Raw genomic sequence first — 23,128 nt, forward strand, 5'->3', positions numbered from 1 at the left:
CCCCTGAGCTTAAACTCAAGGGGACTGATCTGCTTTAAGTTTCCAGTTCTACATTCCAGTAGGTCTCGCTGATAAATCGAGACCAGCTGTCGATCCGCATGTTCTGCATTGCATAGAATGGTTTCCATTTCGGACGAACCGGTTCCTTCTGCAGTTTCATCCCTGCCTGTCCTGGCGTTCGGGCTGCTTTACGTGAATTGCATTCCACGCAAGCCAGCACACAGTTACTCCAGGAAGTCTCCCCCCCCTGGGCACGGGGAGTGACGTGGTCGATCGTCAACTCTTCACTACCGGGCTGACAACCACAATACTGGCAGGTGAAATGGTCACGTTTAAAAACATTTCGTCGACTGAATGTCACCACGTTGCGGGGCACTCGGTCGTACTTCAATAGTGTGATCACTTCCGGAACCCGGAATCGGGAATGACTGCTCTGGATCGCCAGTTCGTCATCCTCTGGTTTGAGCTGTGCCCAATCGGCCCAGGAATAGGTCTGGTAGTCAGACGGATCAACAATCCGTGCCGTCTCATTCCAGATTTTGACCACAGCCCGGGCAACCGTCGTTACACCGACGGGCTGCCAGTTTCGGTTGAGTATCAGCGTTGGCCGCTCCAGCGTTGATGACACCATGTTGGGATTCCTGTCTTTAGTAAAGGGGTGTTCGGGGGGAATTGAACCCGCCTCTTTAACAGTCACAGTGTTATGTGCGAAACCATTACACTACGAACACCATATCGAATCTGATTACAAAGCGGAAGGCATGGGATTCGAACCCACACACCCTGGCAGGCACACGCATTAGCAGTGCGGTCCGGCAAACCGTATCCGGCTACCTTCCAATCTCATAAAATTTACGGTTTTTTCATCTTTTCCACCCAGGTTCTTCTCTCTTTTCAAACCGGTAGACCAGCACCTATCTCCAGCGGAAGCCGTGGGACTCGAACCCACAAGCACTTTTTCAGCGCCCTCTGTTTTCAAGACAGAGCCCTCATCCAGCCGGATGACTTCCTGATCTCTTTCAACGATTAACTGACATTTGACACGACTTGAATACCCCGTGCGGGAATTGAACCCTGCGTCTCCGGCGTGAAAGGCCAGTATCCTGTCCGTTAGAAGAACGGGGCGTATTTTCTGATTATGAAGTGGATCGGGAGGTGCTCGAATCCTCGTCTGCGGTTCTTCAGACCGCCGCTAAACCATCTCAGCTACCGATCCCTGTAAAAAAAGCCTGATGTCGCTGAACACCAGACCGATATGACGATTCTAATGGAACGACCTGTAGCTACAACGCGAGCGAAAATTCTCCGATGGACTTTTCGCTTCTGAAACGAAGGGATTCATGACTGCCGTTCCGTGAATCAAGATATCGCATGTTGAGTTAAACCCTCTATCTACTTTACAACTCATTCAGACGTTAATAACAACTGTCGTCTGATTTACATAAAGACATCGCAGATGTAGGAAAAGTTCGCACCAGTCAGTGATTTTTTTTGGGTATTGGCGAAAATGAATAGCGGTAGAAACAACATCACAAAACAAGCGCAGCGAAAACAGAACCACCTGGAATTCGTTCTTAAATAGCAGATGAAGCTTAGACTACTTATTGAGAATTCGTTCCTGCATATGTTTCTCAACCACTTCAGCTGTCTTGCGAATATGCTGTTCCATCTCTGCCGCGGCCTTATCACAGTCCTGAGACTGCAGGGCGGCAATGATTGCAGTATGATCAGACAGCGCGATTTCCTGAGCCTGGCTTTCATTATCGACGACTTCGCGAATCGCCTGTACCAGCGTATTATAACGCTGTAATTCATCCTGCAATCTCATGCTGCCACAATGTGCTGCAATCAACGAATGCAACCGAATATCCAGTGACATTGCTTTCTGCGACCAGTTGCTATTGCGTTTTTCATTGCTGATCGACACAAACTCATCTGAAAGTTCCGCCAGAAATCGTGATTCAATTTTCCCGCAAGAAGTTCGGACCGCTTCCACTTCAAGAATCCGTCGCAACTGGTAAATCTCGCGAATCTGGGTGACACCAAATTCCCGCATCACGGCACCCCGATTGGGAAGATTCTCCACAATTCCAATGGACGCCAGTTCGACCAGCGCCTCCCGCACCGGCGTTGCACTCACTCCAAACTGTTCTGCCAGATTCTGGATAACCATCCGATGCCCAACGGGGAAATCACCGCGGATCACTGCCGCCAGAATTCTCTGTACAACAACTTCGCGAATATTCCCCCGAGGCACGAGAGCGAAGGAACCAGGTAGATTGGATGTCGACATAACACTTCCTCAAACAGCCTTGTAAAGGCTTATCATAAATAGACTAAGACGTCGTGTATATTATATATGATTCGTTGAGGAGAGAAAAGGAGTGTCTGGAAAGAACTCGAAAGAGGAGGACGACAAAGAAAGCAGGTAACGCCTGGTATCAGGCAATGATGTTTTGTACAACCTCGCCAGCGACATCCGTCAGTCGGAAATCCCGACCGGAATAATGATAGGTCAATCGCTCGTGATTGATACCCATCAGATGCAAAATCGTCGCGTGCAGATCGTGGACATGAACCTTATCCTGCATCGCGCGGAAGCCAAATTCATCCGACTCCCCATGCACGGTTCCCCCTTTGATGCCACCGCCGGCCAGCCACATACAGAATCCGAATGGATTATGATCACGACCGTTGATGCCTCCCTGTGCAGTCGGGGTACGACCAAATTCGCCTCCCCAGACAACCAGCGTTTCGTCCAGCAGTCCGCGCTGCTTCAGGTCGGTCAACAGTTGTGCGATTGGCTGATCAATGTCTTTACACAAACGTTCATTGCTCTTATCGTGATTGCTGTGCGTATCCCAGGGCTGTCGATTCCCATAGTAAACCTGCACAAACCGCACGCCACGCTCACTCAAACGACGAGATAATAAACAGGCCTTGGAGAACTCACTCTTCCCGTATGCTTCCTGAAGCTTCTCGGGTTCGCGCGAGATATCAAACGCATCGGTCGCCGCGAACTGCATCCGGTAAGCCAGTTCCATCGATTTGATCCGTGTCTCCAGTTCATTATCGCCGGCTCGTTTTGCCAGATGCTGCTGATTGATCGCCTGAACCAGATCCAGCTGCTTCTTCTGCTCAGTAGAAGACATCACTTCATTTTTCAGATACGGAATCATCTGTTCGGGAGTCAGGTCTTTATTGTTGATATGTGTTGCCTGATGTTTGCCAGGGAGAAAGGCACTGCCCCAGAGTTTGGGGCCCACCACTGGTTTACCCGGGCATAACGCCAGGAATCCGGGCAGATTCTGATTTTCTGTTCCCAGTCCGTAAGTCAGCCATGATCCCAGACTGGGGCGTGTGGGCGTCAATGTCCCCAGATTCATCATGCATAACGCTGGCGCATGATTCGGGAAGTCAGTGTGCATCGAGCGAATCACTGCCATGTCGTCGATGTGCTTTGCAATTTTCGAAAAATGCTCTGAGACCGGTATCCCGGATTTTCCCGCTTTAACGAATTTCACCGGGGAAGGCATCAACCCCATTGTTTTGGATGCAGTCCGAATATTCGCCGAAGCAGGCCGCTGGCCTTCATATTTCTTCAACAATGGTTTCGGATCAAAGGTGTCCATCTGAGAAGGACCACCGCTCATAAACAGAAAGATCACTCGCTTCGCTTTGGGGGCGAAATGAGGCGTCTGCTGGGGAACTTTCTGAGAGGCCCCCTCGGCTGAAGCCAGCATGCCAGCCAGGCTCATCATGCCAAAGCCACTACCGACTTTCTCCAGGATTTCACGACGATTGAACAGGTCCTGTCCGTTGAAATTCATCATAGCTCAGATCTCGTTATTAATTCGAAAGAATCGCTGACTGACTGGAATCACTCCATCATCAGTCAACATACATCATTTCATTACTGCACAATAACGCCAGGCAGTATCGCTGCCAGCTTGTCAATTGTTTCGGGTCGATATCCTGACGTCCTTCATAGACTCCGTTATGTTTGTTACCCGTGATATCTGCCGCCTGTGACAAGTTTGGATTGTCTGTCCGCAAAGGCCAGCAGGAAAGGGGATCGGAAGCCAAAATCGAAGCCACATAATCTGCATGCGCCAGTTGATCCTGTTTCAGTTTTGCAGCAGCGAAATGTTTCTGCACTTCCTCTGTATTCAAAACACGATTGAAAACGGCCACTGCTCCCAGTTGTCCCTGGAAATTCGAGAAATTATCATTGCGGCCGGCGATGATCAACTCCGCCACACCATCTGCATACCCGGGTTCTGCTTCGCCTATGATTTCCGGTTTAGGGTCGCCATTCAGATAGACGGCAATCTGCTTCTGATCGCGAATCAACACCACATGATTCCACGTACCTGGCTGAATCACCGTCGTTCCAAATAAGGAATCCCGCTTCAAATCGCCGTTATAAAAGAACAGGCGTCCGGCTTTTTTCGGTCGATACTTCCCGGCAATTCCCAGATGATCTCCAGCAGCCTTCGCAGCAGAATCTTTCCCCCGCGAGAAGAAGTAGCCAGTAATAATCCGCTGCTCATTGGGAATCTGGTTCTTGACCCAGAGCTCCACCGAGTAGGAATCTCCCAGCGATTTCACATCTGCCTTCATTCGCTTGCCGGCAAATGTGGGAATCTGCTCGATTTGATTGTCTGACTCACCCGCAGTATCACTGTTTTCCAGGAATTTCAGACCAATCTGCATTTCGGACGAAGTCGGTTCCCGCGAGAACAATAATTGATAAACACCATCAATCCGCTTTTCAGAAGACTCACCTTCCAGTCGGGTCGCCAGTTGCTGTGCCTGCTGTCTGACAAAAGGAGAATTCAACACAAACAGCTGCTGTAGCGGTGTCGTCGTTTTTGAGCGACGAGCCGCATGAATCGCGGGATCGGGAAAATCATAAGACTGCAGGAACGTGCTCAATTTATGCCGGGAAACCGTGGCATAAATGCCACGTCGCTGAAACGTGGGATCATCAATATCACCAGAGGGACCTGCCTGTCTCGCATCCAAATTATTTCCTGCTGCCAGTAATGCATCACGATAAATCTCGGCTTCCAGTCGCCGACGATTGAAATACGAGAGCAACCTGTTGTTTGGATCCTGCTTCTTTTGAGTTTCCGACAGTTCGATATTGGAGGACTGTTGATACGTCGCCGACAGCATGATCAGTCGGTGCAGTTTTTTCAGCGACCAGCCCTCATCCATAAACCAGACAGACAGATCGTCCAGCAGTTCCGGATGACTGGGCAGGGAACCGGTTTTCCCATAATTACTCGGCGTATCGACCAGTCCTTCCCCAAAATGATGCTGCCAGATCCGATTCACCATCACCCGAGCGGTGAGGGGATTCTCGCGACTGGCGATTTTCTGAGCCAGCTCCAGACGACCACTGCCTTTCTGGAATGGTTCCGGCTGTCCCTCAGACAGCACACGTACAAAACGACGGGGAACCAGATCTCCCAGATTGGCCGCATTTCCTCGAATGAATACATTCAGGTCGCGAGGCTTGGGATAATACACGATCTTCATCTTATCTTCAGTGATCTCTTCCACCCGCACCTGTTCTTCGGTCAAAGCATTCGCCAGAGGCAACTCAAAACCGGGTGTCGATTTCTTGATCTCTGCCGCCTGCGCTTTATTCTCTTTGATCGTCTTATTATGAGCGGCGATCAACGCTGTATTCTGCTTCAATTCTTCCGGAGGAACCGGAAATTTGATTGTCGTCTGTTTTTTCAGATCCGGTCGCGAAGCAATCAACGGGAACTCGGCTTTGCCGGCCTGTTTGATGATCTGCTTCAGCTCTGTATTCCGCTTCGTCAATGTTTTGACTTTCGCAGCCAGGTCTGTATTCACTTTGTTTAAAGCTTCTACTTTATCTCGGGCTGGTTGAGTCTTCGCGACTTCTTCATCAGGGATAATCGGTCGCGTCGTCTGCCTGATAGATGCGAAGACACCGGCGATGCCATAATAGTCTTCCACGGTTAACGGATCATATTTGTGATCGTGACAGCGGGCACAGGCCATCGTCAGGCCCAGTAATCCCCGACACAAACTGTCAACACGATCTTCCCAGTCATCTGCATAGCGATTTTCCAGAGTGAGCTGTGACAGAGCGACTTCCTTGTGATAGGAAGGCCCCAGCCCCATGAACCCCAGGGCAGGGTAGTCCTCGGGCCCCGTCTCCGGCAGAAAGTCAGTTGCCAGCTGACGAATCACAAATTCATCGTAAGGCATATCTTCATTGAACGCCTTGACCACCCAGTCACGATAACGATAGGCGTAAGGAAACGGACCATTGTGTGGGCCCATGTTCGTATTATCTTCCGCGTAACGCGCGACATCCAACCAGTGTCGACCCCAGCGTTCGCCGTAGTGGGGTGACTGTAACAGCTGATCGATCACCCGAGCATACGCGTCCGGAGATTGATCTTTCACAAACGCATTTACCTCAGCAGGCGTGGGAGGCAGACCGATCAAATCAAAATACGCACGACGAATCAGAGTCTGTTTCGTAGCAGCGGGCGCAGGCGAGAAGCCTTTCGCTTCCTGCGCTGCTAAAATGAATGTATCAATTTTATTTTGAGGCCAGGCTTTCTGTTTCACCTTGGGAGCAGGGTAATGGCGTGGAGATTGAAACGACCAGAACTCGCGGGCCTTGTCGAAATCGATTTCCGTCTTTGCCGTTTTCTTTGATTTCTCTGTCCGCGGGTCAGCGGCCCCCATCGCGATCCATTTTTCGAAGTCCGCAATAATCGCATCAGACAGCTTCCCCTTGGGAGGCATCTGATAGCTGTCTTCGCCATACTTCATCGTTTCCAGCAGCAGGCTCTCATCTGGTTTTCCAGGAACCAGAGCCGTACCCGAATCACCGCCATCCAGCAGTCCCTGCTGTGAATCAACAAGCAGACTGCCTTTCAGGTTTTTCGAATCCGCGGAATGGCATTCGTAACAATGCTTTATCAGAACCGGTCGGATCTTCTTCTCGAAGAAATCCAACTGCTGCTGAGTCGGTTCAGAACCGGCAGCCGAGAGCGAAACAGCGGAGCAGAGAAACAGGCTCGTGCATACGATGACAGCTGTCACTTTTCGCAAAGTTTTCATAGTCATGTCTACGATGTTAAAGTCAGGTGGGAAAAAGCCGCGCAGGCTGGGGATGATTCAACTGTATCTCGTTAATTCACAATCAGATACATCAAGTCATTTTTATATCGTATCGGGAATTCCGTCGGATAACAATATAATATTTAAAAAAGGCTCAGCAATAGGGAAAGATTCACAGAATTCCACTGTTTCACAGTATTTACTCTGATAACCTGTATTGAACCTCCCCCAACGCGACGTTAGTCTTGAAAATACATGTTGGTCAAGAAAACAACCGGCATGCAGGGCATTGTGATCCAGGTCGATTTACTCTGATTTAAAACACCTCTGACGTAAGGACTTGCCATGATTCCTCAAGTGGACCTCTCTGCAAAACTGGCAGTGATCTTCGCCCTGAGCTTCAGCAGTCACATCAACTGCCTGAACGCAGCCGATCCCCCCAGACAGGCTCCCAAAGCTCCCGGGTTCACCATTCCTTATATCGATCTCGATGCTCAGTCGCATCGCCAGACCGTCGTTGATCGCGAAGAAAATCAGTACCTCGGCCATCCTACCACCGTTCTTCTTGAAGACAACAAAACCATACTCTGCGTTTATCCCAAAGGTCACGGGAAGGGGGGCATTGTTTATAAACGCTCCACCGATGCCGGAAAAACCTGGAGCGATCGTCTGCCCACTCCCGCTTCCTGGGCCACCTCGCGCGAAGTCCCCACGCTGCATCGCGTTGTCGATGCCTCCGGTAAAAAACGTATCATCATGTTCTCCGGACTGTATCCCGCTCGCATGGCAGTCACCGAAGATGACGGCAAAACCTGGAGCGAACTCAAACCGATCGGCGACTGGGGCGGCATCGTCGTCATGGGTGGTGTCGAACCACTCAACACCGGCAAAGGCCATTACATGGCTCTGTTCCACGATGACGGTCGCTTCATCTCTAATGATTCCAAACAGGAATCACCGGTCGTGTTCACCCTGTATAAAACACTCTCCACCGATGGCGGCTTAACCTGGTCCGCCCCGGAAGCGATTCACAAATCATCCGAATATCATATCTGCGAGCCCGGCATCATTCGCTCGCCCGATGGCAAACAACTCGCCGTCCTCCTCCGCGAAAACAGTCGCCGCCACAATTCACAAATCATCTTCTCCAACGATGAAGGTAAAACCTGGACCGCACCCCGCGATCTACCCGGTTCATTGAACGGCGATCGCCACACCGGCAAATACGATCCCGTCAGCGGTCGTTTGCTCATCTCCTTTCGCAGTAACACACCCAAAGGGCACACCGCTCCCACCGAAGGAGACTGGGTCGCCTGGGTGGGAACTTACGATGATCTCGTCAACGGCAAAGAAGGCCAGTACCACGTCCGTCTCAAAGACAACACCAAAGGCGCCGACTGCGCCTATCCCGGCGTCGAAGTCCTCCCCGATGGCACCTTCATTATCACCACCTACGGTCACTGGGAAAAAAACAAAGCTCCTTTTATCCTCAGTATCCAACTCAAACTGGCGGAACTAGACGAACTGGCAAAATAATCAATCAACGGTTGCACTAAACCTCTTCCAACAAAAAAGGGGTGGTCCCGAATGTAATTCGGGATTGCCGCAGGCAACAGGAAGCTGACAGTGTAAGCCCGCAATGAAGTGTAACTTTCCCATCTTCAATCTCATTCACAAACTACAGGTCCATAAATCCTGTATTGACAGGTAGTCAATATCAGGTGAGCACACCAACGAGTGTGCGTACCACTTGAACCAACGTGCCATTCCAAGTCTGAAAAGACACTACGCTGTTTCCAACATCCCATCCTCATCATCCACAACCAACTTCCGGGAAGAATCCACAAACAGCGACGCCACCCCCGCAATGAAAAAAGCAATCGCACACGTGACAAACGCCATGTCCCAGTGATGCTCCTCGCCACTCGCGGTATTCACGGTAATTACTGCAATCATCAACGAAGGCGCGACAGCCGCCCCCAGGTTGCCCCACATGTTTCCCCAGCCCAGCACCGAACCCACGTGCTTGCCGGCGATATCCTGGTTGAACGCCCACATCGCAGGCGAACCAAAGTCAGTAGAAAACGCCACAATCGAAAACATGATCACGGAAGTCCAGGGAGAGATATCCAGCAGACAGACCAGGTACGCCGCCATCGCAGTAAATCGCGAGAGCGCAATCGGCAGCACACGACTCCAGCGCAAACTGATCCGTTTCATCAACCAGTCTGTCACTTTCCCTCCTGACAAAGTTCCAAACCAGCCCACTGCCAAAGCAATCGTCACCATTTTCCCGCGTTCTTCCAGCGGAACCTGGTACTCCTCATCCAGAAATCGTGGCAGCCACGTCACCAGAAACAGCCAACCCACATTCGTGCAGAATTGCGACAACGACAGCAGCCACAAACTCTGGTTTTTCACGATCGCCTTAAAGGGAATCCCGCCGATCTGCTTCGAATGATCTTTATCCGACTCCAGACGACCATGTTCAATCAGTGCGAGTTCCTGTTCAGAACAGGCGGGATGCGCACGCGGATAATCGCGAATCACCCACCAGAAAATCCCGGCAATCAGAATTCCTACCAGGCCGTAGGTCATCATCATCTTACGCCAGCCTTTTCCCTGCACCTTGCGTACGTGGGCTGAATAGCGTGCTTCAAACAGCAATCGATTCAACCGGGAGCGTTGCTCAACATTAAGCTCTCCAGGACTCACATTTAACAGCTGTTCCGCCTGCTGATTGAGCGTCAACCCTTCAAAGTCTGCCGGATCATAAAGCTGCTGTTCCTGCAAAATGGGATTCAGATTCTCCAGGAACGAACTCTCTGCTTTCGTAAATGATGCCACCAGCGATTTAGCTTCAACTGCCGCATCAGCGGCAGCAGTTGCTTCTGTCACCGCTGACTCCGCTGCATTGGCCGCATTCTTAGCTTGGGTTTCAGCCAGGACTTTATTCTCACCACTGGCATTTGCAGCTATGGTTGCAGCATCCTTAGCTGCAATCTTAGCCCTAGTCGCAGCTTCAGCGGCAGCATCCGCCTTAGCGGCAAGAGCCTCCGCATTGAGATAGTTTCTACTTTCCGACGTCAGTCCCCCATAGATCTTTGTTTCAAATTCCTGTTTCTCATCCACTCGTTCCAGAAACGTCGTCGCCAGGCCGTGCGGGTTCATAATGTCCCCCGACTTCAGATCAGAAGACTCTGTCATGGGCACATAGAGGATAATCAGAAACGCAGTCAACACCGGCGCCAAGGCACCACCAATCCGTCCGCCGACAGTAACCATACTGCTGGCAAAGCCGCGCTCTGTCAAAGGCATCCACTTACTGACAATGTTGGCACTCGTGGGATAGGCACCGGCCTGACTCAGACCAAAGCCCAGTCGAAAGATCAGCAGCATGATGAAACCGGTCGCCAGCCCCGTCATCGCCGTAAACAGGGACCACATCAGAATGTAAATCGTCAACATTTTTCGCGCACCGAAGCGGTCACTGAACCACCCGGAAGGGACCTGGCATAATGCATAAGACACAAAAAAAGAACCGAGCAGAATACCGATCTGCTCGTCACTCAATCCCAGCTCATCTTTGATAAAGACCTCGGCGAAGGAGATGCAGAACCGGTCCAGGTACAACAGCACCGCCATCAGCATGCAGACAAAGATCACACGATAACGAACATACGAACTGGTCGGTTCCACACTGGCCATAAGTCATTCAGCTTTCATTCAGAGTCGGTGCGCATTGATTGAGTGGCAGCAGTATAACAGCAGATTTTCCTGAAAACGAGCATCAAATCCGTTCCTCTCTCCCAGTTTCTCAACGAAATTCACTGCACTTCACCTGAACTTACTGGCGTCTCTTCAGCTTGACTGCCAGCCGCACCTCGATAACTTATGCGATAAGCGCGTCGCGCGCGTGGCTTAATTTTCGATCAGGTCTATCGTCATGAGAATTCAGCAGTTACCACAATCGAGTCTCAAACCGCATCAACCACTTTCATTCCCTGTTACTCTCTATGTGAAAGGTTTTCCGTGCTGTCATAGTAGATTATATTCAATGTCACGAACCGTGTTAGTTCACTCTCTTCACTACCAGATCACCGCAGTTATCGACGCACATCGGCACGCCATCGCTGCCTGTCACACCCATATCGCCCATGGATCGTCCCTATATCAAAACATATCAACCGCTCCTTTTATCCACCTGCTCAAAACAGACCGTTATAGTTCACGATCAATCAAATTGAACGCTCTCATTTCGATCTGGTCAACTGGACGTATTTTTCTTACTATTCGTCGGCGCGATCTCACGAACGGATTTAACATCGGCAACGAAAGGATTCACGATGCTCCCTCGTCATCGAATTTATTTAGTCGCATTTCTGTTTCTGGGCAGCGTGTTACCCACAACACAGGCAGCCGATCAGCAGCCCCTGACGATCCAAGTCATCAACCAGACCTGGAAAGCACGACGCGAGCGCCTGCAGGCGATGCGGATCGAACTTTCTGTGGATATCACGCGCAGCACACTTCCTTATATGAGATTTGCTGCAGGTGGTGACGATGAAGAAGTACCGCTGACGGAAGAAGAAACACTGCATTATCTGAATCAGACAGTCAATTTTAAAACACACTATTCACTGATCCTGGATAGTCCCCGCATCCGCTGCCGTCACTGGGGAGATTTTCCAAGCCCCCAGTTAGAGTCTATGCAAAACCTTGACTTAACCGTGACAACCGACGGAAAAACCGCTGCCCTTGCCTATACATACAAAGGCATCCGCAACCTGACTATCTTTAAATCACCGGAACCTCCCATGAGTGCTCTTTCGAATCTGACTCTGCTTCGCTGGTCACTGCTGGCAGGCGATTCTGTTTGTGGATTCACACTTGATCAATTCAGAGTCTGCCCGCAGCTCGAACAGGTACAGGGCATCCCTTGCACGGTCCTGGAAAAAAACGGTACGCATGGGTTACAACGCTTGTGGGTCTCACCGACAGATCGGGAATGTGTCGTCATGAAATATTCGGTTGAGCGATCCGGCCAATCTCTCTCTCAGCATGATTTCCATTATGTCGATATCCCGAACGAAGGTCCGGAACCGAAATACTGGACCACAAAAGTGTATCAACATAAATCGAACCAGGTTATCTTCACTTACGGTCGTCGCATCAATGTTGATTCTTTTGAGTCCCGGGCGACCGTCACCCCCGCCGACTTTCAACTGGAATTAACAACCGGTACGCACGTGACAGATACCAGAAAACGAAATCCCCAGGGCGGGGAACTCATCTATGATGTGAAATAAACAATTTCTCTCCTCCTTCAATCTGGAACGCTCACCATGTTAACCCGCGCCGCTGTTCTCCATGAAATGCAACGTCCGACTCCCTACGCGATTTCCAAGCCGCTGGTCATTGAAGAACTCAATCTCGCCGATCCCGGCCCCGGTGAAGTCCTCGTGGAAATGGCCGGCGCCGGCCTCTGTCACTCCGACCTCTCCACGATTGACGGTTCGCGCCCCCGCGTGATGCCGATGGTGATGGGACACGAAGCCAGTGGCATCGTCCGTGAAGTCGGTCCCGGCGTTCACGATCTCCAGCCCGATGATCACGTCGTCTTTTCGTTCGTCCCCCTCTGTGGTCACTGCATTCCCTGCGCCACGGGTCGCCCCGCGTTATGCGAACCCGGCGCAGCAGCAAATACCGCCGGCACATTACTTTCCGGCCGCCGTCCTTTCAGTAGCATCTCTGGTCAGGAAATCAACCACCATCTCGGCGTCGCCGCCTTTGCCGAACACACGGTCGTCGCCCAGGAATCGCTGATCAAAATCGATTCCCAACTCCCTCTCAGCACCGCGGCCCTGTTTGGCTGCGCCGTGATGACGGGCGTCGGCGCGGTCGTCAATACAGCGAAGATAGAACCCGGTTCCAGCGTCGCCGTCTTCGGTCTGGGTGGCGTCGGCTTAAGTACCGTCATGGGCGCCCGCGCCGCGGGGGCTGAAACCATCTTCGCCATCGATCTGCTCCCCGATAAACTCGAACGCGCCACCCAGGTCGGCGCGACACATACGATCAACGCCAGTGAAGAAGATCCGGTCCAGCTGATCAAAGACATCCAGAACGGCGTCGATTATACCTTCGAAAGCGTTGGTAACGAGTTGGTCCTCCAGCAGGCTTACGCTGCCACTAAAAGAGGCGGCACCACCATCACCATCGGCCTGCCACATCCCGGCAAAATGTTCTCCGTCCCCGCCGTCAGCCTGGTCGCGGAAGAACGCACGATCAAAGGCTCCTACATGGGCTCCGCCGTCCCCCGCCGCGATTTACCCCGCTTCATCGCCGCGTACCAGGCCGTTCTGTTCCCCGTCGACAAACTGCTGACCAGTACCATTCAGCTGGCTGAAATTAATGAAGCCTTCGACGCCCTCGCCACCGGCACCGCCGTTCGACAGGTGATTACGTTTGAGAAGTAACCGACCGGTAATTCTACGCAATCTTAATCAGGTTCGACATGAACCGCGGCTAACGCCGTGCGGCTGATTTTGTCTACAGGCATCTTCCATTTGTTGTTCCCTGTACCAATACGCCGACGACTACGAACGAGGCATACCTGATTAGCCGAAGGGCGTTAGCCCCGGTTGTCTCTCAATCCATTTTTGACTGCATATTTTGAATTATTGTTCGATTTAATCAGACGAATAACCCGACCCCACAATCCCCCACACCACATCCGCCATCTTCTGCTGTCCCGCCTGAGAAGATGAATCGAATCCAGCGTCGCATCTCCCCCCGCGAGGATTGACAGCAACACCCGTTTCGGCACCAGCTTCACTCCATGTTTTTTCGCCAGTCTCCGTTGAATCCGGCCAAACGCATGATAAAACGGAGGTAGTGGCAATTCCAGCATCACCAGCTGACGTCCCGGCGATGCCAGCTGGGTCAACAACAAATCCAGGTGGGTCGCAAACTCAGCCGGCGTGGTACTCCCCAGGACATCATTCCCGCCAATTTCCAGCAACACCAGCGGCGCATCGATGTTTGTCTCAGCGACCCGCCGCCTTGCCGTAAACACCGTATCCCCCACATGCGATAAGTCCTGTACTTCAATGTCATGCTCCCGCGCCAGAATGCGCGGCCACGTTTCCGTCTGTGCATCTCCCAGTCCCGCCGTCACCGAGTCCCCAATCACCGCCAGACGTCGCGTAGAAACCGGTTCCACTCCCGGCGTCAGATGATACGGCACTTCCAACAGCAGCCCCAGCAGCCAGATTCCCACCATGGCCTCCGCCGCTGCCTTCCGCCAGCGTTTCTTATAAGCGGTTCCCAGCCAGACCAGCGTCACCAGCGTCGCGACCCCATAAAACCACCAGGGCAGGGGAGTCGAAGAGACCGCCATCGCCAGCCCACCAATCACCAGCGAAAACACCATCCCCCGCCGCGCAAGTGAACTCTCACGCAGCGACAACAACGCCGACAGCAGCACCAGCGTCACCCCCGTAAAAAACGCCTGTCCCGAGGCACAGTGATAAACTATCGGATTCATAAATGGATTTGAACTTCACACTTTCGATTAGAGAATTACTTCACCTGACTGATAACTCTATTAATCCGACTTAAAATAGCGTTTCTTGTTCAACAGCGTTCCAATGCACATATTCAGTCCCCAACCAAGGGCGATTAAAGAAAACACCAGTTCCGCAAGAAAGCGACTGGGGCGAGACGAATTATCAATAACTGACTCAGCAGGATTCTGCGGATTTACATAACAGACTAATTCGTCACTCTTATTTTCCTGAAACAACTTGATCCTCTGATACAGGTCGCGGTGAAAAGAACCAAAATTGTCTCTCCCACGATATATGGATGCGCGATCGCCAGTGTAGATTTTTCCGTTAGTTTTGTATTCATAATTCACACAAACCTCTTCCGTATTATCTTCACCAACAGAGAGTTCGACCTTCAATACCTTGATCACGGGTGTGGGAACAGTGTCCTTAAATTTGTAATAATCCTGTATGTCAGACAGAAAATGAAAAATGAATAAATCTAGCCCGACTAAAGTCAGCACCGGACCAATCGAGATTCCCAGATAAAAATTCCGCGGACAATACAATTCCTTTTCTGTAGGAGGTTTCTCACTTGAACTGGTATTCCACCCCGACATTGATCACGACCTTTTATCAAACCATAAACCGTTTATTTTGAAATAACATCCACGCTTTAAGTCCCCCGATAACTGCGGATCGTCAGACAGATCCCGGAGATGAAAACGACCAGCCACTGCCACCCTGATTCAGTCCACCACTGATATCCCATGGAAACAGTACTCATTAACCAGAATGCTGTCACAAATCGTTCCCAGTGAGTGAGTGGCATATCGGGATCAATACTGCGCCGCCGGACTTCCGAAAACGGTTCCCACTTTTCCTGTTTTTCAAGAGGCACCGCATCACGCAGAAACGCAATGATAGCGTGTTGATCTCTTCGCTTGAAATGATCCAGATTGATTTCCAGCTTGTCAGTCGGCGAATTAAGAATGATCTCGTCTGACATCGATAACCAGTTGAGGCCTGTAATCTCATCCTTCGCAAGCACGTTTGTCTCAGGACCGATCACCTGGGTAATCGCCTGCGGCGAGAGCGTCAGCCGAAACTGCCTCCAGTAAGCCAGCCCCTGCCAGATACCTGACACACTGATTAGTACCATGACGACACTACCGAAAAGCGTAACCAACACTGATTTACTGGTGAAACTGCCTGTTTTAGAGTAGAAATAATTGATCAGAAAAATACCGGCACCAATCCAGAAAACCATCACCACAACAGTCAATACAGCATACCAGGGTTTAGCTCGATATCTCTGTTCCGATAAGATTTCATTCATGACAGTATTCTCGTCGATGATTCGATGTTACCAGGCTCCTGTCTGTACCACTTCTCACGAGCCCCGCCAATCATGATTCCCACGATCGGCCCCAACACAAACGCAGCCGGAATCCCGTACAGCCGCGCCGCATCAATGCAGGTGGTATCAGCCATTTTTGAATTATAAACCAGTGGCTCATTCCTGAGCCTGCTGCCCAGCAGCGCCCCACCCACGACCAGGGCCAGGCAACCCACCAGACCATACACCGCATGCCGCAACCAGGGTCCAAACTCAGCCGCCACAATAAAGGGACCCACCAGAGCCAGGATGCCCATACAGCCCAGCATGACAACCTGCGTAAAACGGACTTGTCCCTGCTCGAACAATACGTCCGTTTGAAAATGACCTGGCTCAATCACATAATCCCTGGTCAATACAGTCAGGTAAAAGCCCAGAATGAACCCGGTAAAGACGCCGCCTAACACACCTTTCAGAATAGTTTCCACGAGCTTCATCGTTACAGTCTCTTTCAGAAAAGACTCTTTAAATATCCACATAGTAGTCTAACAGAAATATCGCCCACTTCGAGAAATATCTGGCACGCCTCCCGGTAATTCAGTTATGATAATAGACGAGGATTTTGACTCGCTTCCACCAACAAAGGTTCTGTCCATGCGACGTATCATCTTCTGCTATCTTGTCTTCAGTTTACTGGCCATCGCATTCCTCTCCATTACGCCAGTCAGCGGCCAGAAACACCCGCCGAAAAACTCTGCCACATTCACCCCCTGGCCGTGGCCCGTCGCGCTCCCCACAAACAGTTCCGCGGAAATCAAAGTCGCCGCCGACCTGTTGGCAAAATCACTCAACAGCCCGCTCGGGGTACATCAGTCGAATCAGAACCCGGGCTGTGCACTCTGGCTGGAAGTAGGCTCCTGGAAACCCAATCCGTCCACACCCGGGTATCTCATCCTCATTCAACCCGGCGGCGGAAGGATCATGGCCTCCGACCTGAAACAGCTTCAGCTGGCCATCGAGCAGTTGAAGCAGAAAAAACATGTCCGCGACGGGAAAACCGAACTCCCTGTCGGCGTCATTACCAGTTACCCAATTCACCCTACACACTGATTTCCTGCAAACAATCCGTGACAAATCCATCAACGCCTGCTAATATTTAAACTAACTTAAATATTATTCTGACCCTCGCCAAATCTTCCCCCCGTAGAGAGCTGGTCCATGCCTGTACCAATACGGAACCTGATCCTGCCTGCAATCATCACGGTCTGCCTGAGTTCGTCTTTCTGGACGACACTTCAGACCGTTTCGGCAGCCGAGCCTTCGAAAAAAACGCCGCGCATCGAATTCAACCGCGACATCCGCCCGATCCTCTCTGAAAAATGTCTGCACTGTCACGGCCCCGATCCCGCTACCCGGGAAGCCGACCTGCGACTCGATGATCCGACAGACGTGAAACAGCCTCGCGACGGTTATGCCATCATCAATCAAAAGTCACCTGCAGACAGTGAACTGCTCGAACGACTGCTGACATTAGACACCGATCTCAAAATGCCTCCCGCCGATTCCGGAAAAGAAATTTCCGCAGCGGAAATCAAATTGATACAGGCCTGGGTCGAGCAGGGGGCAGAGTATCAGCAGCACTGGTCCTTCATTCCGCCACAACGGCCCGAATTGCCTGCGGTAAAAGAAACGAACTGGTCTCAAACTCCCCTTGATCATTTCGTACTCGCTCGTCTGAAACGGGAACAGTTACCACCGTCCCCCCGCGCGGATAAAGCCACACTCTGCCGTCGGCTTTCACTTGATCTGACCGGTCTACCTCCCACGCTCGACGAACTGGAAACGTTCCTCAACGATCATACTCCCCAGGCGTACGAGAAGCTGGTCGACCGTCTGCTTAGCTCTCCCCATTACGGCGAACACCGGGCCCGCTACTGGCTCGACGCCGCCCGTTACGCCGACACCAGCGGATATTTCACCGACGAAGCATGGGAGATGTGGCACTGGCGGGACTGGGTCATCAACGCCTTCAATCAGAACATGCCCTTCGATCAGTTTACCATCGAACAACTGGCGGGTGACCTGCTACCCACGCCCACCCAAGACCAGCTCATCGCCACCGGCTTCCACCGCAATCACATGACTACCTTGGAGACTGGCATCATCGATGAAGAATACCGCGTCGAATACATCGTCGACCGGATCGATACCACGTCCACCGTCTGGATGGGCCTGACCGCCGGCTGTGCCCGCTGCCACGATCACAAATACGACCCGCTCTCCCAGAAAGAGTTCTATCAGCTCTTCGCCTTTTTCAATAACACACCCGAAACCGGCAACACCCACACGGTCGGCAATGCCAAACCGATTCTCAAGATTCCCACGAAAGATTATCTCAACCGCGAACAGCAGCTCAAAGACGAACTCGCAGCGCTGGAACAAGCACACCAACAGCGCGAGACACAACTCAAATCGCAACAGAAACAGTGGGAAGAAACTGCGCGCAACAATCTCACGTCTCCGGCCTCCGATCAACTGGTGATCCACGAACCGCTGGACGAAATCACCAACAGCAAGTCGCTGACTTCAATGGGACCGGTCGAAATCAAACCGGGGTTTGTCGGTTCCGCTGCGAACTTCGACGGCACCGCACTGTTGGAAAGTAACACGCCATTCCGCTTCACACGCGACAAACCGTTTACGCTGGCTGCCTGGATCAACCCCGCCTCCGGTGGCCCCATCTGTCTGTTCTCTCAGAACGACGATACCAACCAGCTCCGCGGCTTCGATATCATGCTCCGCAAAGGCAAACTCTCCGTCCACCTGATCCACAAATGGAATTCCAACGCCATCCAGGTCGTCACCGACGCCGGCATCCGCACCGGTCGCTGGCAACATCTGCTCGTCACCTATGACGGCTCCTCCTCCGCAGCCGGCGTTCACATTTTTATCAACGGCGAACCGCAGACCACCTCCGCCCCTTACGACAGACTCACCGGCGACATTGCCGTCGACGAACCATTCCGCATCGGCCGCCGCAGCACCAGTGCCTTCTACAAAGGCGCACTCGACGACCTGCGAATTTATCAGCGTCCATTCTCACCCGACGAAGCCCGGGAACTCGCCGACGGACAATTCCTCAACGGCCTGCTTTCCATCCCTGCCGAAAAACGCACTACGCAACAGCAGCAGGAACTCCGCGACTATTTCCTTAAAAACGCCGCCCCTGATTCCCTGCGTACCGCCGAGAATCAACTGGCTAAACTCCGCAGCCGACTCACCAAGCTGCAGAAGAACATTCCCACCACGATGATCATGCATGAAAACGAAAAACCGCGGGAGACCTTCGTTCTGCTGCGAGGCGTTTACGATCAGCATGGCGAAAAAGTGACCGCCGCTGTGCCCCAGGTCCTGCCCGCATTCTCCACGCAACTCCCCACCAATCGTCTCGGCCTGGCCCGCTGGCTCACCAGTCCCGATCATCCGCTGACCGCCCGCGTGTATGTGAACCGTCTCTGGCAGCAGTTGTTCGGTGTCGGCCTCGTCAAAACCGTCGGCGACTTCGGTTCGCAGGGGGAATGGCCCAGTCATCCGGAACTGCTCGACTGGCTGGCCGTCGAATTCCAGCAAAGTGGCTGGGATGTCAAACACCTGCTGAAACAGATCGTCCTCTCGTCCACTTATCAACAATCCTCCCGCGTGACCGATGAACTTTACGAACGCGATCCCGAAAACCGTCTGCTGGCCCGCGGCCCCCGTTTCCGTCTCGACGCCGAAACCGTCCGCGATAACGCCCTGCAGATCAGCGGCCTGCTCGTGGCGAAGCAGGGGGGACCGAGCGTCAAACCATATCAGCCCCCCGGCCTCTGGGAAGCGGTCTCTTACGATGGCAATGTCACTTACAAACAAAGCACTGGCGACGGACTCTACCGCCGCAGCCTGTATACTTACTGGAAGCGTCAGAGCCCACCCCCCGGGCTGATGGCCTTCGATGCCCCCACACGCGAAACCTGCACCGTCTCTCGCCCTCGCACCAACACGCCGCTGCAGGCGCTCGTATTAATGAACGATCCTACTTACATCGAAGCGGCTCGCGTCCTTGCCACGCAGACATTAAAACGACAGGCAACCGCTGCCGAACGCATCGAGTTCCTGTTCCGCGCCGCCACCAGTCGCCCGCCCACTAAAGCCGAACAGCAGATTCTCAGCCGCATCCTCCAGCAGCAAACGAGCATCTATCAACACAACCCCGCAGCCGCTGCAAAACTGATCAATGTCGGCGAAACTCCGGTCGACAAAACACTGAAACCAAACGAACTCGCTGCCTGGACGATGCTGGCCAGCATGATTTTCAACATGGATGAAACCCTGACCAAACAATAACCGTGTTCACTCACAGGAACCGTCATGCAGATAGACCTGAATCAATTACAACACGATTTCACCCGCCGCCAGTTCTTCCGCTCCAGCGCAACCGGCATCGGTGCGGCGGCCCTGGGTTCGCTGCTGAACCCCGATCTGTTCGCCAGCGAAACACCGTCCGTCAGCAGTTCGCATTTCCCGGGCAAAGCCAAACGCGTGATCTATCTCTTCATGCATGGCGGCCCGTCACAGATGGAACTGTTCGACTATAAACCCCGGCTCAAACAGTTGAATTCTGAGCCGCTCCCCGATTCCGTTCGCGGCGATCAGCGTTTGACCGGCATGACTTCCGGCCAGAAGTCGTTCCCCATCGCCGCCCCCAATCAGTTCCGCTTTCAGCAGCATGGCGAAAGTGGCACCTGGGTCAGCGATGCCCTGCCGCACTTCGCGAAAGTCATCGACGATGTCTGCGTGATCAAATCGATGCACACCGAAGCCATCAACCACGACCCCGCCGTCACCCTGATGCAGACCGGACACCAGCAACCGGGCCGCCCCAGTTTCGGCGCCTGGTCGAGTTACGGCTTAGGCAGCGAGAACCAGAATCTCCCCTCGTTCGTCGTCCTCATCTCCGATGGCAGCGCGTCACGTCCTGCTGACCCGCTGTATGCGCGCCTGTGGGGCACCGGCTTTCTGCCTTCCAGCCATCAGGGGGTCAACTTCCGCAAGAACGGCGATCCCGTGCTCTACCTCTCCAATCCGCCGGGCATCAACGACGCCAGCCGTCGCGGCATGCTGGATGGGCTCGCCCAACTCAATCAGCGACAGTTCGACGATTACCGCGATCCCGAAATCCAAACCCGCATCGCGCAGTACGAAATGGCGTATCGCATGCAGACCTCGGTCCCCGATCTGACCGACTTCTCCAGTGAAACCGAACAGACGTTCGACCTCTACGGCGACGCCTCCCGCAAACCGGGCACCTACGCCGCCAACTGCCTGCTCGCTCGTCGCATGGCAGAGCGGGGCGTGCGATTCATTCAACTCTACCACAGAGGCTGGGACCAGCATTACAACCTCCCCAGCGATCTCCGCCTGCAATGTGGCGACATTGACCAGCCCACCGCAGCACTGCTGACCGACCTCAAGCAGCGCGGTCTGCTCGACGACACCCTCATCGTCTGGGGCGGCGAATTTGGTCGCACGATCTACAGCCAGGGCACCCTCACCAGCACCGATTACGGCCGAGACCATCACGGCCGCTGCTTCACCATGTGGCTGGCCGGCGGCGGCATCAAGCCCGGCATCTCGTATGGTGCGACCGACGACTTCTGCTACAACGTCGCCGAAAACCCCGTCCACGTCCACGATCTCAACGCGACGCTGCTACATTGTATGGGCCTGAACCACGAACGCCTGATCTTCAAACACCAGGGCCGCGACTACCGCCTGACCGACGTCCACGGCACCGTGATTGACAAGATCCTCGCATAGATTGATTAGACTACCGGGTGGTACTGTCGGCTTGCCCGACAGTGATAAATCAACGCCAATAAAGCAGCCGCGGTGGCACTGGTGGCTCGCCACCAGTGAAATCAATATCGATACCAGAACAACTAAAAAAGGGTGGGCTCGAATAAAATTCGGGCCGAGCGCAGCGAGCAGGAAACAGTCAGAGAAGGCAATCAATTCAGAACCGGATATCCAACCTGTACAGGATCTGCCTTCGAAAACATTCTCTTAATTCGAAAATACCCCACTCAGTTTCCCGTTGTCTGCGACGACACCGAATTGCTTCAGACATAATATGCGGCAGTCCGGATGACCAATACTTCTAAACCGGGTTTCAGTTGCTTCAACTCTTCAATTTGCTCGTCGTCACAGACTGGGTTTCGCCAGACAAATCGAGATACTGGAGAGAATGACTTCGATGCAAACAATTCACGAAAACTCTCAATCGCAGTACATCTCTCTGAATAGTCTTCCATGTCAGTCTCATGGTACTCCCCCCATTCAAAGCAGCTCAGCTGCGGAAAGCAGGTAGACTTCGCCAGATTTAAAATGAAATCCTGCGTATCAAAGCCAGCATCCACACTGAGAAACTGCAGCGGACGTGCTCCCACTTCAAAAAAACGGGCACTCGGAGCAGAAGGAATTGTCAACTCGGCTAAACGCGGCGCTTGTTCGAGTAATTTCGCAATGACTCCATCTTCTTCATATTCGGCGCCGATGATCGAACAGTTATGATCACCCGGTTTATTCTGCTGGATCGAAACTGATTCCAGATTCGAAAACGAGACTTCTGCCTCCAGCATCGGCTCAAGATCCCAACTCAGTGTTCCATTGGCCCCCTCATCAGGACTGCGAAGAATCAATGAGCGAATGTAGGGAGCTATCCCAGACTGTGAGAGCGCCTGCATTAATTCCAGGCAGCCTTCTCCAAAAGAATCGCCAAAAAAATCCAGATCGAACAATTCTTCTGACTGAATGACATTCAGACGTTGTAGATGACTGGCAGGATCCTCAGGTTCATTACAGGAGAAAATTCGCTGCCTTAAAGACTCTAACTGTTTCGCAACTTTTGACATAGAACTGCTCCTGGTTCGTTTTTGCTTTCAATTCGCTTTATTCAGGGGGGAGAAATACCCCACTAAGAATGTGACTCTGTTTTCCCATGCTCAACCGGGTCCGGTTCTCTCGGCTCACTCAGTTCCCTATCCTAATTCTCACAAGTCCATTCATAAATGAAGATCAATCGATA

16 protein-coding genes and 5 tRNA genes are annotated in these 23,128 nt (G+C 52.5%); 6 read left to right on the plus strand and 15 right to left on the minus strand.

What is annotated here, in order from left to right:
- Positions 1–34 precede the first annotated feature (34 nt).
- The 9 genes from Pan161_RS02955 to Pan161_RS02985 form a co-directional block, all read right to left on the minus strand.
- Positions 35–631, minus strand: a complete 597-nt coding sequence (locus Pan161_RS02955; protein WP_145224108.1) for an HNH endonuclease — start codon at positions 629–631, stop codon at positions 35–37.
- A gap of 26 nt (positions 632–657) precedes the next feature.
- Positions 658–731 (minus strand) — tRNA-His (locus Pan161_RS02960).
- A 22-nt stretch (positions 732–753) separates the two neighbouring features.
- Positions 754–839: transfer RNA gene (locus Pan161_RS30390), tRNA-Ser, on the minus strand.
- Between the two features lie 85 nt (positions 840–924).
- Positions 925–1,010, minus strand: a tRNA-Ser gene (locus Pan161_RS30395).
- Between the two features lie 42 nt (positions 1,011–1,052).
- A tRNA-Glu gene (locus tag Pan161_RS02965) sits at positions 1,053–1,125 on the minus strand.
- A gap of 19 nt (positions 1,126–1,144) precedes the next feature.
- Positions 1,145–1,216: transfer RNA gene (locus tag Pan161_RS02970), tRNA-Phe, on the minus strand.
- A 381-nt stretch (positions 1,217–1,597) separates the two neighbouring features.
- On the minus strand, positions 1,598–2,293 hold the full coding sequence (locus Pan161_RS02975; protein ID WP_145224109.1) for a GntR family transcriptional regulator: 696 nt from the start codon (positions 2,291–2,293) through the stop codon (positions 1,598–1,600).
- Between the two features lie 148 nt (positions 2,294–2,441).
- On the minus strand, positions 2,442–3,833 hold the full coding sequence (locus Pan161_RS02980) for a DUF1501 domain-containing protein (RefSeq protein WP_145224110.1): 1,392 nt from the start codon (positions 3,831–3,833) through the stop codon (positions 2,442–2,444).
- 58 nt (positions 3,834–3,891) lie between these two features.
- Entirely contained in the window at positions 3,892–7,119 is a 3,228-nt protein-coding gene (locus Pan161_RS02985) for a DUF1553 domain-containing protein (protein WP_145224111.1), read from the minus strand.
- 345 nt (positions 7,120–7,464) lie between these two features.
- On the opposite strand from Pan161_RS02985, the gene Pan161_RS02990 reads away from it, so the two are divergent.
- Complete coding sequence (locus Pan161_RS02990; RefSeq protein ID WP_145224112.1) at positions 7,465–8,655, plus strand: sialidase family protein; 1,191 nt, start codon at positions 7,465–7,467, stop codon at positions 8,653–8,655.
- Positions 8,656–8,904: 249 nt separating this feature from the next.
- Here the strand turns inward: Pan161_RS02990 and Pan161_RS02995 are convergent, their stop codons facing one another.
- On the minus strand, positions 8,905–10,827 hold the full coding sequence (locus Pan161_RS02995; protein ID WP_145224113.1) for an MFS transporter: 1,923 nt from the start codon (positions 10,825–10,827) through the stop codon (positions 8,905–8,907).
- 638 nt (positions 10,828–11,465) lie between these two features.
- On the opposite strand from Pan161_RS02995, the gene Pan161_RS03000 reads away from it, so the two are divergent.
- Both Pan161_RS03000 and Pan161_RS03005 read left to right on the plus strand, forming a co-directional pair.
- A complete protein-coding gene (locus Pan161_RS03000; protein ID WP_145224114.1) occupies positions 11,466–12,428 on the plus strand; it encodes a hypothetical protein in 963 nt (320 codons plus the stop codon).
- Between the two features lie 36 nt (positions 12,429–12,464).
- Entirely contained in the window at positions 12,465–13,595 is a 1,131-nt protein-coding gene (locus Pan161_RS03005) for a zinc-dependent alcohol dehydrogenase family protein (protein WP_145224115.1), read from the plus strand.
- Positions 13,596–13,750: 155 nt separating this feature from the next.
- Here Pan161_RS03005 and Pan161_RS03010 read toward each other — a convergent pair whose 3' ends face one another.
- The 4 genes from Pan161_RS03010 to Pan161_RS03025 are packed head-to-tail and all read right to left on the minus strand — an operon-like array spanning position 13,751 to position 16,502.
- On the minus strand, positions 13,751–14,665 hold the full coding sequence (locus Pan161_RS03010) for an SGNH/GDSL hydrolase family protein (RefSeq protein WP_232103602.1): 915 nt from the start codon (positions 14,663–14,665) through the stop codon (positions 13,751–13,753).
- 60 nt (positions 14,666–14,725) lie between these two features.
- The gene (locus tag Pan161_RS03015; RefSeq protein ID WP_145224116.1) at positions 14,726–15,286 is read right to left on the minus strand and encodes a DUF3592 domain-containing protein; all 561 of its coding nucleotides are present in this window, start codon (positions 15,284–15,286) and stop codon (positions 14,726–14,728) included.
- Positions 15,287–15,342: 56 nt separating this feature from the next.
- Entirely contained in the window at positions 15,343–16,005 is a 663-nt protein-coding gene (locus tag Pan161_RS03020) for a hypothetical protein (RefSeq protein ID WP_145224117.1), read from the minus strand.
- Entirely contained in the window at positions 16,002–16,502 is a 501-nt protein-coding gene (locus tag Pan161_RS03025) for a hypothetical protein (protein ID WP_145224118.1), read from the minus strand. Before Pan161_RS03025 ends, Pan161_RS03020 begins: the two co-directional genes overlap by 4 nt.
- 157 nt (positions 16,503–16,659) lie before the next feature.
- Between Pan161_RS03025 and Pan161_RS03030 the strand changes: the two genes are divergently transcribed.
- The 3 genes from Pan161_RS03030 to Pan161_RS03040 all read left to right on the plus strand — a co-directional run bounded on the left by Pan161_RS03030 (position 16,660) and on the right by Pan161_RS03040 (position 21,861).
- The gene (locus Pan161_RS03030) at positions 16,660–17,115 is read left to right on the plus strand and encodes a hypothetical protein (protein WP_145224119.1); all 456 of its coding nucleotides are present in this window, start codon (positions 16,660–16,662) and stop codon (positions 17,113–17,115) included.
- 108 nt (positions 17,116–17,223) lie between these two features.
- Positions 17,224–20,388, plus strand: a complete 3,165-nt coding sequence (locus tag Pan161_RS03035; RefSeq protein ID WP_145224120.1) for a DUF1553 domain-containing protein — start codon at positions 17,224–17,226, stop codon at positions 20,386–20,388.
- A 24-nt stretch (positions 20,389–20,412) separates the two neighbouring features.
- Positions 20,413–21,861, plus strand: a complete 1,449-nt coding sequence (locus Pan161_RS03040) for a DUF1501 domain-containing protein (protein WP_145224121.1) — start codon at positions 20,413–20,415, stop codon at positions 21,859–21,861.
- Positions 21,862–22,163: 302 nt separating this feature from the next.
- Here Pan161_RS03040 and Pan161_RS03045 read toward each other — a convergent pair whose 3' ends face one another.
- Positions 22,164–22,955, minus strand: a complete 792-nt coding sequence (locus Pan161_RS03045; RefSeq protein ID WP_145224122.1) for a hypothetical protein — start codon at positions 22,953–22,955, stop codon at positions 22,164–22,166.
- Positions 22,956–23,128 lie beyond the last annotated feature (173 nt).

It is taken from the genome of Gimesia algae, assembly GCF_007746795.1.
In the GTDB taxonomy this organism is placed as follows: Bacteria; Planctomycetota; Planctomycetia; order Planctomycetales; family Planctomycetaceae; genus Gimesia; species Gimesia algae.